We start from the raw sequence: 12411 nt of genomic DNA on the forward strand, positions 1-12411 counted from the left end.
CTACATATCACTGAATCTTTGGTTCCTGCGTCCCGCTTCTTTCGAAGTGGGTAAGAACCATTGTTCTCCTGGTACATGGCATGCACAAGGGCCCGGGGATAACTACACAACGGTAGTTATCCCCGGGCCCTTGAAGGTTCAGTGAGCGGACCGAGGCCGCCCGGTGCCTAGTCGAATTCGGGGCTCTCCGTGCGGCTGCGCTTCAACTCGAAGAAGTGCGGATACGCGGCAATGGCAGTGGTGGCGTCCCAGATCCTGCCGGCGTCCTCGCCGCGGGGAATACGGGTCAGGACCGGCCCGAAGAATGCTGTTCCATTGAAAGCAACCACAGGGGTTCCAACGTCCTGGCCCACGAGCGAGATGCCTTCCTCGTGGCTGGCCCGGAGCTGTTCATCGTACGCGTCGGTGGTGGCGGCATCGGCCAGGGAGGCGGGGAGGCCGCACTCGGCGAGGGCCTTGGTGATGACCCCGGCCCGGTCTTTTTCGCCCTGGTTGTGGATCAGCGTTCCCATGGCGTCGTACAGCGGTTTGATCACCTGCGGCCCATGTTCTTCCCGGGCGGCGATGATCACGCGGACCATGCCCCACGCGTTGTCCATGGATTCCCGGTAGCCGGGCTCCAGGTCGCGTCCCTCATTGAGGACAGCGAGGCTCATGACGTGCCACTCCGTCTCGATGTCACGGACGGCTTCCACCTCGCCGATCCAGCGGGAGGTGACCCATGCGAAAGGGCACAGGGGGTCGAACCAGAAATCGGCTTTGTTCTTTGCAGGTGCAGTCACGAAGGTCCTTTCGGTCAGGCAGACTTACGGCGCTTGGCCACGTGCGGAATTATGGTGGGCTCGGCGCCGCGGAGAACCACATCTTCGGTGATCACCACACTGGCTACGTCCTCGCGGCTCGGAAGATCGAACATCACGGGAAGCAGGACCTCCTCCAGGATGGCGCGGAGGCCACGGGCGCCGGTGCCGCGTTCCAGGGCTTGTTCGGCAATGGCGTCCAGGGCGGTGTCGTCAAAGACCAGTTCCACGCCGTCGATCTGGAACATCTTCTGGTACTGCTTCACCAAGGCGTTCTTGGGAGTGGAAAGGATCTGGATCAGGGCGTCGCGGTCCAGATTGGACACCGTGGTGATCACGGGAAGCCTGCCGATAAATTCGGGGATCAGGCCGAACTTCAGCAAGTCCTCCGGCATGACCTCGCCGTAGGAGTCCACCTTCTTGCTGGCCTCATTGAGCGGAGCGCCGAAACCGATGCCCTTGCGTCCCGAGCGGGAGCCGATGATCTCTTCCAGGCCTGCGAAGGCACCCGCCACGATGAACAGGACGTTCGTGGTGTCGATCTGGATGAATTCCTGGTGCGGGTGCTTGCGTCCACCCTGCGGCGGCACCGAAGCCACGGTCCCTTCCAGGATTTTCAGCAGGGCCTGCTGCACGCCCTCGCCGGAGACGTCACGGGTGATGGAGGGGTTCTCGCTCTTGCGGGAGATTTTGTCGATCTCATCGATGTAGATGATGCCCTGTTCGGCCTTCTTGACGTCATAGTCAGCGGCCTGGATGAGCTTGAGGAGGATGTTCTCCACGTCCTCACCCACGTATCCGGCCTCGGTCAGGGCGGTGGCGTCCGCGACTGCGAACGGCACGTTCAGCCGGCGGGCCAGGGTCTGGGCAAGGTAGGTCTTGCCGCAGCCGGTGGGGCCGATGAGGAGGATGTTCGACTTGGCGATCTCGACGTCGTCGTGATGGCCGCCTTCCCCCAGGTTTCCGGACTTCGGCGCATGGCCGGCCTGGATGCGCTTGTAGTGGTTGTAGACCGCGACGGCGAGGGAACGCTTAGCGGGCTCCTGGCCGATGACGTATTCCTGCAGGAAATCGAAGATCTCACGCGGCTTGGGCAGTTCAAAGCTGCCGAGGTCCGCGACCTCCGCGAGCTCCTCTTCGATGATTTCGTTGCACAACTCGATGCATTCATCGCAGATGTAGACACCGGGCCCGGCAATGAGCTTGCGCACCTGCTTCTGGCTCTTTCCGCAGAAAGAGCACTTCAGCAAATCCGTGCTCTCGCCAATCCGAGCCATATATGAACCCCTTAGTATCCCGCTGCCAGGCAGCCCTGCACCATTGCTGAAATCTTTCCCGGCCAGCGCGGGCCGGTTTGTGACAACATCCACTCTAGGTCACATTCGGCCCCAAGGGTGGAATGAAAAGGCCGGTGCGGCCAAATGAACTGGACCGCACCGGCTTTCCGTACTGCTACCTCGTGATCGCCTGGGGCTTGATCTTGCGTGAATCGAGCACCTGGTCGATGAGCCCGTACGCCTGGGCCTCATCCGCGGTGAGGATCTTGTCGCGCTCGATGTCGTTGTTGACCTGCTCGGATGTGCGTCCGGAGTGCTGGGCCAGGGTGTCCTCCAGCCACGAGCGCATGCGCATGACCTCTGCGGCCTGGATCTCCAGGTCGGAGGCCTGTCCACCCTGGCCGCCGGACAGCGCCGGCTGGTGGATCAGGACGCGGGCGTTGGGCAGTGCCAGCCGCTTGCCGGGGGTACCCGCCGCCAGCAGGACAGCAGCGGCGCTGGCAGCCTGGCCCAGGCATACGGTCTGGATCTCGGGGCGGATGTACTGCATGGTGTCGTAGATCGCCGTCATGGCCGTGAAGGAGCCGCCGGGCGAGTTGATGTACAGCGTGATGTCGCGGTCAGGGTCCGTCGACTCCAGGACCAGCAGCTGGGCCATGATGTCGTCAGCGGAGGCGTCGTCAACCTGCACCCCGAGGAAGATGATGCGGTCCTCGAAGAGCTTGGTGTACGGGTCCTGGCGCTTGAAGCCGTAGGGCGTGCGCTCCTCGAACTGCGGCAGGACGTAGCGGCTGGACGGAAGATTTCCGGCGGACCACCCGAAGTTATAGTTCATTGTCTTTGCTCCTGATCGAAGTGTGATGGTTGCCGGTTAGTTCTGGGAGGCTGTTTCGCCGGAAGCGCTGTTGGACGTTCCACCGCCGCCTGACACGGAGCCGGCGTGTGCGGCGATCTTGTCGAAGAAGCCGTATTCGAGGGCCTCGGGGGCGGTGAACCACTTGTCGCGGTCGTTGTCCTTGAGGATGGTCTCAACAGTCTGGCCGGTCTGATCGGCCGTCAGTTCCGCCATGACCTTCTTCATGTGCAGGATGAGCTCGGCCTGGATCTTGATGTCCGAGGCCGTGCCGCCGATGCCGCCGGAGGGCTGGTGCATCAGGACGCGGGCGTTGGGGGTGGCGTAGCGCTTGCCCTTGGTGCCCGAGGAGAGGAGGAACTGCCCCATGGACGCGGCCAGGCCGGTGGCGACGGTGACGACGTCGTTGGGGATGAACTGCATGGTGTCGTAGATGGCCATGCCTGCGGTGACGGAGCCGCCGGGCGAGTTGATGTACAGGTAGATGTCCTTTTCCGGATTCTCGGCCGAGAGCAGGAGCAGCTGCGAGCAGATGGCGTTGGCGTTGTCATCACGCACCTCCGAGCCCAGCCAGATGATCCGCTCCTTGAGAAGGCGGTTGTAAATGTAGTTGTCCTGGGCTGCAGGATCGACGGTCGCCATCCGGGGGGCCTCTGAGTGCTGTGACATGTTTACTTACCTCTCGCTGGTGACGGTGACATCACTGAAAATCTCTACTTGGACACTAACCGGTTTCACGGGTGTTTTGTTCGCGCACTGACGGCTGTTCGCTGACGGCGCACGATCATCAAACCAGTGCCGTGTTGCTTCCGGTCAAACGCGAACGGCCCCCGGATCGAATGGATCCAGGGGCCGTTGCTGCGGGTGGGTGAGGACTATGCCTTGGCGTCTGCCGTGGCGTCCCCGGCTTCGACAACTTCGGTCTCAGCAACGTCAGATTCGGTTGCGTCGGCTGCTTCCGCGGCGGGGGTTTCCTCGCCGCCCGGGCGGACGAAGTCGCTCAGGTCAACGGCGTTGCCCTCGGTGTCGGTCACCGTTGCCTGGCCCAGGACGACGGCCAGTGCCTTGCGGCGGCGGACCTCGGAAACCATCATGGGGACCTGGCCGCTCTGGTCGATGATCTGGGCGAACTGGTTGGGGTCCATGCCGTACTGGCTGGCGGTGGTGACGATGTAGTCGATCAGCTCGTTCTGGCTGACGTTGACTTCTTCCTTCTCAGCGATGGCGTCGAGGATGATTTCGTTCTGGAAGGCGCGGGCCGTGTTGGCGCGGACCTCTTCGCGGTGCTCTTCGGTGTCGTGCTCGCCGTCACCGTGGCCGTTGCCCTCCTGGAAGTGGGCCTCGAGCTGCTCTTCGACGACAGAGTCCGGAACCGGAACCTCAACCAGTTCCACCAGCTTGTCCAGGACCTTGTCGCGGGCTTCAACGCCCTGCTCCACGATCTTGGATTCTGCGGCCTGCTTGGCCAGGTCTTCGCGCAGCTCGGCGAGGGTGTCGAACTCGGAGGCCAGCTGGGCGAAGTCATCGTTCGCTTCGGGCAGTTCGCGTTCCTTGACGGCCTTGACGACAACCTTGACCTGGGCGGCTTCGCCGGCGTGGTCCCCGCCCACCAGGGTGGTATCGAAGATGGCGTCCTCGTCGGCGCTGAGGCCGGTTACGGCCTCGTCCATGCCCTCGAGCATGGTGCCGGCGCCAACCTGGTAGGACAGGCCGGCAGCGGAGTCAACCTCTTCGCCGTCAATGGTGGCGGTGATGTCGATGGTGAGGAAGTCGCCGTCAGCGGCGGGACGGTCAACGGACTTCAGGGTGCCGAAGCGGCCGCGCAGTTCGTCCAGTGCCTTGTCCACGTCTGCATCGGAGGATTCCGCAGCCGCAACCTGGACCTCGATGCCGGCGTAGTCCGGGAGTTCGATTTCGGGGCGGACGTCAACCTCGGCGGCGAACTTCAGGCCACCGTCGGTGGCGGAGGGGTCCGGGACCTCGGTGATTTCCACCTCGGGACGGCTCAGGGGGCGGATGCCGGATTCCTGCACGGCAGCCTGGTACCAGCCGTTGAGGCCGTCGTTGATGGCCGTCTCCAGGACGTAGCCCCGGCCGACGCGCTGGTCGATGAGCTTGGCGGGAACCTTGCCCTTGCGGAACCCGGGGACCTGGATCTGCGATGCAACAGTCTTGTAGGCCGAGTCGATGCTGGGCTTCAGTTCCTCAAAGGGGACCTCAACATTGAGCTTGACCCGCGTGGGGGTGAGGTTCTCGACAGCGCTCTTCACGGTCTAAGTACTCCTGGGTTGTGGGATGGGTTTCTGCAAACGCAATATGTGTCCAGGCCGACTGGTCCTGGCCGCAGAGTCGGGGTGACAGGATTTGAACCTGCGACTTCCTGCTCCCAAAGCAGGCGCTCTAGCCAAGCTGAGCTACACCCCGTAAGTGCACAGGCAAGTCTACGGTGATACGCGCCGCGAATGCACATTTGACACGTAGGCCATGGATTAGGTTTAGTTGTATCCGGCTTGAACAGCCAGCCCGGAGTTTCCGCTCAAAACGGATCTTCCTTCGGGGACGTAGCTTAATGGTAAAGCCTCAGTCTTCCAAACTGATTACGCGGGTTCGATTCCCGTCGTCCCCTCCAGCACAACGAAAAGGCCCCTCAATTGAGGGGCCTTTTCGTGTCTGTTGTTCCCTTATGCCTGCGGCTGCTGGCAGTACGGGCACCAGTAGAGGTTCCGGCCGGCAAGGTCCGCCATGAGCACAATGGTGCGGCATACCCGGCAGGGCAGCCCGTGCCGCTTGTAGACGAAATGGACATCATCACGGTGCGGGAAGTGTGCGCTCTTCGGCGGCACCGGCACCCCTGCGGCGGCCGCTTTGGCGGCCGTGGTGCCGTCAAGCGTCCAGTACCTCGGCGGGGTGGTGATGATCCGGCCGTCAGCGACGCCGTCGTTCATGACGGCGACGATGTCGCGCCACAGCTTCCGGGCGTCGTTGTCCGGCAGGGCGTTTCCGGGCAGCAACGGATCGAGGCGACGGCGGAACAGGACTTCCGCGCGGTAGACGTTCCCGACGCCGGCAATCACCTTCTGGTCCATGAGCAGCGCCGCCAGCGCGGTCTTCCGGGACCGGACATTGGCGGCGAACCGGCCGGCGTCGCCGCGGAGGTTCCGTAAGGGATCAGGCCCCAGCCGCGCCAGGACCCCGTCCGCCTCCGCCCCGGTGATGGTTTCGCAGGTGGTGGCACCCCTGAGGTCCGCCCAGCCGTGGCTCCCAGCGAGCCGCACCCGCACGGCACCGACGGGCGCCGGCGGGCCGGCGTAAGGCGCGCCGCCGTCGTCGTCTCCGTCAGCGAAGGCCTCCTGCTCGCCGACGCGCCGGGGCGCACCAATACTGGAAGCGCCCGCGAAGGTACTGTCACCGCCGAAGCTCCAGGCCCCGTACAGGCCAAGGTGGACGTGGAGCACCAGCGAGTTGTCGAAGTGCAGGAACAGATGCTTGCCGTGCGCCTCAGCGGCCAGCAGCGTATGGCCGTCGAGAAGCGCCGCTCCCCCGCTGAACCGCCCCTGCGGGCTGGAAATAGCGAGCGCCTGGCCGGCGAAGACATCGCCGAACTGCCGGGCAAGCCTGCGGACCGAATGCCCTTCAGGCACTACTCGATGACCTCACCGGTTGCCTCGAAGACAGCGATCTTTTCGATCCTGCGGATGTGCCTTTCGTCGTAGCTGAAAGGCTCGGCGAGGAACGCTTCCACGAGTTCCGTGGCTTCTTCAACTGTGTGCTGGCGGCCGCCCAGGGCCACCACGTTGGCGTCGTTATGCTCACGGGCCAGGGTGGCCGTGGAGAGATTCCAGGCGAGAGCCGCGCGGATGCCCTTGACCTTGTTGGCGGCGATCTGCTCGCCGTTGCCGGAGCCGCCCAGCACGATGCCCAAGGCGTGGATGCCGGCCTCCAGGTCGGCAACCACGGCAAGGGCGGCGTTAATGCAGAACGACGGGTAGTCGTCCTGGGCGTCGTAAACCTTGGGTCCATGATCCACCACCTCGTACCCTTTGCCGGTCAGGTGGGATACCAGGTGGGCGCTGAGCTCCATGCCTGCGTGGTCGGTGGCGATGTGGACCCGCGGGGAGGCAGGGGTAGCTGTCACGTGCTAAGTCCGTTCATTTCGTGGGCTGGCGGGCCGCCGGTGGGGGCCGGAACGACACGGATAAGGATACTAGGGCCGCCCGGGGTCAGGATTCCGGCGGCCCGGGGGCAGGAGCCGGGCCGCCGCCGCGCCGGGCCCTGGCGGCCACCCGGGTCAGGACTTCGGCCAGCCTCGCGGCGGAGGCCTGGCTGCCGCCGCTGACGGCAAGGCGCTGGCCGTCGGTCTTGCTGACGACGACGGCGGGCCCGCTGCTGACGAGCATGGCGGCGGTTCCGCCGTGGTGCCGGTAGCCCCACCCGCCATAGTCCGCGGCCCGCACCTCTGCTGCGCTGGCATCGGAAATGGCATCGGCGGGCACATCCATGACGGGCACCACCCCGGCCAGCAGGACCTTCAGGCCGCGCCGGTCCGCCCTGATGCGGGCGAAGAGGAACGCAGCGCCGATGATGGCAAGGACTACAAGCAGGATCCCCAGCCAGGGCACCACGACGGCGATGAGTGCCGCCGGGAACAGTGCGGCGATGGCGATCATGACGAAGACCGAGCTCCTGGCATGGACCCAGAGCCTGATGCTGTCCCGGGCAAGGTCGGGATCAAGTTCCTTGGCGATGGCGGTCTGGAGCGCCCGGTCGTCATCCGGTGACCACTGCCGGTCAGCTTTGTACACCATTGCCATGGTGACGCCCAGCGATACTGCGGCACCGCTTCCGAGCGCCAGGACCGTCATGTCCACGTGCGACTGCCGGGCGTCTGCGAGTCCGGTCTGGCCGATCAGGCCGGCGGCTAGGGCGGAAGTGATGAACAGGCTGAGGAAGAGTCCGGCACCCATCATGATCCTGCGCATCAGGACGGGCCTGCCGAGGGGCACCGCCTGGAGCAGGACCAGCCAGCCGGCCACGACAATTCCGGCCGCGCCCACCCCCACGTAGGCGGCGAAGGGCGCGAAGGCGGCCCCGCCGTCGTCCGTCCAGCGGATGGCCAGCGGCTCCGGAAGGTCCGGGCGCAGCAGCGATGCGCAGTAGACAAAGGCGGCAGCCAGGACGACGGGGAACCCGACGGCGAAGCGCAGGGCCTTGGTGTCCACCGAATCCAGCAGCTTTCCCATGCATTTAACGCTACCCCTGCGGCTGCCTGGCCAACCGCCCGGCCCGGGGGGACCCGGCTGTGAGCTGCGCAACTTGCCAAGGCCTCTAAGGATGAAAGAATGCATCACAGTGCCGGAACCGGGAACCACCGGCCGGCAGCCGAACTTCTCTGGAGGCCCTCTTTTGCCAGGTATGAACCTGACGCGCGCCGAAGCCCGTGAGCGCGCCGAACTGATCACCGTCGAGTCCTACGATGTCAGCCTGGACCTGACCCGCGGCGGAGAGGTCTTTGGCAGCACCACCACCGTGAAATTCACGGCATCGCCGGGATCGTCCAGCTTTATCGACGCCGTCACCCGCACCGTGCACAGCGTGACCCTGAACGGCCGCGCCCTTGAGCCGGCCACTGTGTCCGACGGCGTTCGGATCCAGCTGCCGGACCTGGCGGAGCACAACGAACTGACGGTCATGGCCGACATGCCCTACATGAACACCGGCGAAGGACTGCACCGGTTCGTGGACCCGGTGGACAACGAGGTCTACCTGTACACGCAGTTTGAGGTCCCCGATTCCCGCAGGATGTTCACCGTCTTCGAGCAGCCGGACCTGAAGGCAACGTTCGCTTTCACTGTCACTGCACCGTCGCACTGGGATGTCATTTCCAACTCTCCCACCCCTGAACCGGCGCCGGCGCAGGCCGGCGAAGGCGGTGCCGGCCGGGCCGTTTGGGCGTTCGCGCCGACGCCCCGGTTGTCCTGCTACGTGACCGCCCTGATCGCCGGACCCTACGAGTCCGTCCGCAGCGAGGTCACCAGCTCGGACGGCCGCGTTATTCCACTGGGAGTGTTTGCGAGGAAGTCGCTGATGCAGTACCTGGACGCCGACAATATCTTCGAACTCACCCGGCAGGGCTTCGGGTTCTTCGAGGCGCAGTTCGGGTGCCCGTACCCGTTCGAGAAGTACGACCAGCTGTTCGTTCCGGAGTTCAACGCCGGCGCCATGGAGAACGCCGGGGCGGTGACCATCCTGGAAGGCTACGTTTTCCGGAGCAAGGTGACGGGGGCGCAGATCGAGCGGCGCGCCATCACGGTGCTCCACGAACTGGCGCACATGTGGTTCGGCGACCTGGTGACCATGCGGTGGTGGAACGACCTGTGGCTCAACGAATCCTTTGCCGAGTACATGTCCCACCTGGCGGCCGTTGAAGCCACGTCCTTCACCAGCGCCTGGACCACCTTCGCCTCCGTGGAGAAGTCCTGGGCCTACCGCCAGGACCAGCTGCCCACCACGCACCCCATTTTTGCCGAGATCAACGACCTGCAGGATGTTGAGGTCAACTTCGACGGCATCACCTATGCCAAGGGCGCCTCGGTGCTGCGGCAGCTGGTGGCCTGGGTGGGGCCCGGGCAGTTCATGGCCGGCGTGCGGGAGTACTTCGCCAAGCACTCCTGGCACAACACCGAGCTGCGCGACCTGCTGGTGGAGCTGGAGAAAGCCAGCGGCCGCGACCTGGACGACTGGGGACGGCAGTGGCTGGAGACCGCCGGCGTGAACACCCTGGCTCCCGAGCTGGACGTGGACCCCGACGGGAAGCTGCGGTCCTTCGCGATCCTGCAGTCCGCCGTGCCCGAGTGGCCCACCATCCGCCCGCACCGGCTTGCCGTGGGCTTTTACGATCTGGACGACGACGGCAAACTCACGCGGGTACACCGCGAGGAATTGGATGTCGACGGCGAACGCACCGAGGTGCCGGCGCTTGCCGGCCTGGCCCAGCCGGACCTGATCCTCATTAACGACGACGACCTGGCCTACGCCAAGGTCCGGCTTGATCCAAAGTCACTGGCCACCGCCACCGCCCACCTGAAGGATTTTGCGAACAGCCTGCCCCGGACCCTGGTCTGGAACTCCGCATGGGACGCTGCCCGCGACGGCGAGACCCCGGCCCGGAAGTACGTGGACCTGATCCTTGCAAACGTCGCCGCGGAAACGGATTCCTCCGTCATCCTGGTCCAGCTCCGCCAGCTGGCCACCACCCTCAACTTCTATGTGGCCGAGGAACACCGCGAAGCCACCACGGTTGCGGCCGTGGACCGGCTGTGGGATCTGGCCGGGGACGTTGCGGGCGGCTCCGACGCGCAGCTGCAGTTCGTCAAGTCCTTCGCGCTCCTGGCCCGCAGCGCCTCCCAGCTGGACCGGGTGGCCGGCCTGCTGGCCGGGTCGGTGGTCCTGGAGGGCCTGGGCGTTGACCAGGACCTGCGCTGGGAACTGGTGGCTTCGCTGGTTGCCGGCGGCCGGATGGGGCAGGACGGCATCGATGCGGAACTGCAGCGCGACAACACCTCCAGCGGCCAAAACGCGGCGGCCCTGGCTAAGGCCGCCCTCCCCACCGCCGAGGCGAAGGCCGCGGCGTGGGAATCCATTGTGGTCAAGGGAGAGCTGTCCAACGCGCTGCAGGGATCGGCGGTAGCCGGTTTCATGCGGGTCCTTGACCGCTCCCTGCTGGAGCCGTACTCCGAAAAGTACTTCGCGGCCGTGCCGGGCATCGTGGCAACCCGAACCCACGCACTGGCCCAGCAGATCGTCGTCGGCCTTTACCCGGCGCTGCTGACCACGCAGGCCACCATCGACCGGACGGACGGGTTCCTGGCGTCGCTGCCGGCGGAAAGCGCCGCGCTGCGGCGGATGATGCTGGAAAACCGCGACGGCGTTGCGCGCGCCCTGCGTGCCCGGGCCGCCGACGTTGTCCAGGACGGCAGCCCGCAGTGAGCATCGACGAACACCGGTACTCGCTGGCTGTCCAGTGGACTGGCAACCTGGGGGATGGCACCTCGTCCTACCGCAGCTACTCCCGGGACCATGACGTGCTCATTCCCGGGCTGCCGGTGTTGAAAGGCTCCGCGGATCCCACATTCCATGGCGACCGGGAGCGGTACAACCCGGAGCAGCTTCTCCTGGCTGCGCTGGCCCAGTGCCACATGCTGTCCTACCTGCACGTGGCCGTGAAGCACGGTGTGGTGGTCACTGACTACCGGGACGAGGCAACTGGGCTGATGCGGCTGAACCGGGACGGCAGCGGCCAGTTCGAGCGGGTGGTGCTGCATCCGCACGTGACGGTGGCCGATCCCGGGCAGGCCGAACTGGCGGCGAGCCTGCACCACGAGGCCAGCCAGGTCTGCTTCATCGCGCGCAGCGTCAACTTTCCGGTGGAGCACCAGCCGGTGACGGTGGTGGGCTAGGCTCTCCGATTGCGTTGTGGAGCATGTCCACGAGCCAGCGTTCCCTGGCGGGTGACAGGCCGGCTTTCCGGGGCCGGTCCAGCCCGCGGATGCGTTCATCGGCGAAGGTGTCAGCCAGGGTTTCCTGCCAGGGCCGCAGCACCATTCCTGCGGCCCGGGCGGCACTGTTGCTGCGGGCCATAAAACCATCGTGGCCTGGCGGGAGCCACAGCGGCAGGGACTCCGGCCCGGACCAGTAGTTGACGCCCTGTTCCACCAACCACTCTTCTCCGGCGGTGATGGCGGTGCTGTTGGAGCCGGACGCTTCGTGGCCGGCGCTGATGAGTTCGGCAAAGGGCACCGTGTCCCCAATGGCGTTCAGTGGACCGGTGATTCCCTGCTCCGCCGAGAGCAGGATCCAGGCCGCCAGGTCCCGTACGTCGATGACCTGTGTGGGGTGCCGGCCGATGTCCGGCACCAGCGCCGGATTCGCGTCCCGGGCAAAGCGGGCGGGCCAGTAGCCGTAACGGTCGGTGGGGTCGCCGGGGCCGCTGATCAGGCCCGCCCGGCACAGGTGGGCCCTGTCCTTGGCGGCCTCCATGGTGGCCTCTTCGATGGCCACCTTTGACTCCCCGTAATTTTCCGGGGTCGAGGGGACCCCTGGGGCCAACGCCGGCAGGAGCCCGGCGTCCTCAGCAGCTCCCGGGACGGAATGGTCCGCATAGGCCGAGCAGCTGGAGACAAATGTCCAGTGCCCGGCCTTCCCCGCGAGGACCGCCAGGGCGTGCCGGGCAGGCTCAGGGTCCCGCGCGACCTCGATCACGGCGTCCCATTCGCCGGCCAGTGACGAGTATGCGGCCGGACCCGTTGAGCGGTCGGCCCTGACCCAGCGGGCACCCTGCGGCGGTTCGCCCGATGTTCCCCGCGCCAGGCACGTCACGTCATGCCCTGTGGCAACCCCCTGCCTGGCGATTTCCCGGGATAGGAAGGCTGTTCCGCCGAGGATGAGAATGCGCATTGCCCCACGCTACGGGGGCTAGGGTTGA

The 12411-nt window shown here is 65.5% G+C and carries 11 protein-coding genes and 2 tRNA genes; 3 read left to right on the plus strand and 10 right to left on the minus strand.

Annotated elements, in window-relative coordinates; all coding sequences use genetic code 11:
• Positions 1–167: 167 nt before the first annotated feature.
• The 6 genes from ACTAQI_RS07360 to ACTAQI_RS07385 all read right to left on the minus strand — a co-directional run bounded on the left by ACTAQI_RS07360 (position 168) and on the right by ACTAQI_RS07385 (position 5354).
• Positions 168–782, minus strand: a complete 615-nt coding sequence (locus ACTAQI_RS07360; RefSeq protein ID WP_457950396.1) for a mycothiol-dependent nitroreductase Rv2466c family protein — start codon at positions 780–782, stop codon at positions 168–170.
• A gap of 14 nt (positions 783–796) precedes the next feature.
• The gene (gene clpX / locus ACTAQI_RS07365) at positions 797–2077 is read right to left on the minus strand and encodes an ATP-dependent Clp protease ATP-binding subunit ClpX (RefSeq protein WP_457950397.1); all 1281 of its coding nucleotides are present in this window, start codon (positions 2075–2077) and stop codon (positions 797–799) included.
• A 175-nt stretch (positions 2078–2252) separates the two neighbouring features.
• The gene (locus ACTAQI_RS07370) at positions 2253–2912 is read right to left on the minus strand and encodes an ATP-dependent Clp protease proteolytic subunit (protein ID WP_138606612.1); all 660 of its coding nucleotides are present in this window, start codon (positions 2910–2912) and stop codon (positions 2253–2255) included.
• A 36-nt stretch (positions 2913–2948) separates the two neighbouring features.
• Positions 2949–3572 carry an ATP-dependent Clp protease proteolytic subunit gene (locus tag ACTAQI_RS07375; protein ID WP_457951011.1) on the minus strand — a complete coding sequence of 208 codons (624 nt, stop codon included), beginning with the start codon at positions 3570–3572 and terminating at the stop codon, positions 2949–2951.
• Between the two features lie 233 nt (positions 3573–3805).
• On the minus strand, positions 3806–5200 hold the full coding sequence (tig, locus tag ACTAQI_RS07380; protein ID WP_457950398.1) for a trigger factor: 1395 nt from the start codon (positions 5198–5200) through the stop codon (positions 3806–3808).
• Positions 5201–5279: 79 nt separating this feature from the next.
• A tRNA-Pro gene (locus ACTAQI_RS07385) sits at positions 5280–5354 on the minus strand.
• A gap of 131 nt (positions 5355–5485) precedes the next feature.
• Between ACTAQI_RS07385 and ACTAQI_RS07390 the strand changes: the two genes are divergently transcribed.
• A tRNA-Gly gene (locus ACTAQI_RS07390) sits at positions 5486–5559 on the plus strand.
• Positions 5560–5611: 52 nt separating this feature from the next.
• On the opposite strand, the gene ACTAQI_RS07395 is transcribed toward ACTAQI_RS07390, so the two are convergent.
• The 3 genes from ACTAQI_RS07395 to ACTAQI_RS07405 form a co-directional block, all read right to left on the minus strand.
• Positions 5612–6571, minus strand: coding sequence for an Fpg/Nei family DNA glycosylase (locus ACTAQI_RS07395; protein ID WP_457950399.1), 960 nt, complete (start codon positions 6569–6571; stop codon positions 5612–5614).
• Positions 6571–7065 carry a ribose-5-phosphate isomerase gene (locus tag ACTAQI_RS07400; RefSeq protein WP_457950400.1) on the minus strand — a complete coding sequence of 165 codons (495 nt, stop codon included), beginning with the start codon at positions 7063–7065 and terminating at the stop codon, positions 6571–6573. Before ACTAQI_RS07400 ends, ACTAQI_RS07395 begins: the two co-directional genes overlap by 1 nt.
• Before the next feature lie 85 nt (positions 7066–7150).
• A complete protein-coding gene (locus ACTAQI_RS07405; RefSeq protein WP_457950401.1) occupies positions 7151–8170 on the minus strand; it encodes a hypothetical protein in 1020 nt (339 codons plus the stop codon).
• A 172-nt stretch (positions 8171–8342) separates the two neighbouring features.
• Between ACTAQI_RS07405 and pepN the strand changes: the two genes are divergently transcribed.
• Complete coding sequence (gene pepN / locus ACTAQI_RS07410) at positions 8343–10916, plus strand: aminopeptidase N (protein ID WP_457950402.1); 2574 nt, start codon at positions 8343–8345, stop codon at positions 10914–10916.
• A complete protein-coding gene (locus tag ACTAQI_RS07415; protein ID WP_457950403.1) occupies positions 10913–11386 on the plus strand; it encodes an OsmC family protein in 474 nt (157 codons plus the stop codon). The genes pepN and ACTAQI_RS07415 overlap by 4 nt, the downstream gene beginning before the upstream one ends.
• On the opposite strand, the gene ACTAQI_RS07420 is transcribed toward ACTAQI_RS07415, so the two are convergent.
• The gene (locus tag ACTAQI_RS07420; RefSeq protein ID WP_457950404.1) at positions 11343–12383 is read right to left on the minus strand and encodes an NAD-dependent epimerase/dehydratase family protein; all 1041 of its coding nucleotides are present in this window, start codon (positions 12381–12383) and stop codon (positions 11343–11345) included. The two genes, ACTAQI_RS07415 and ACTAQI_RS07420, sit on opposite strands and share 44 nt — an antisense overlap.
• Between the last annotated feature and the right edge of the window lie 28 nt (positions 12384–12411).

It is taken from the genome of Pseudarthrobacter sp. alpha12b (genome assembly GCF_054130495.1).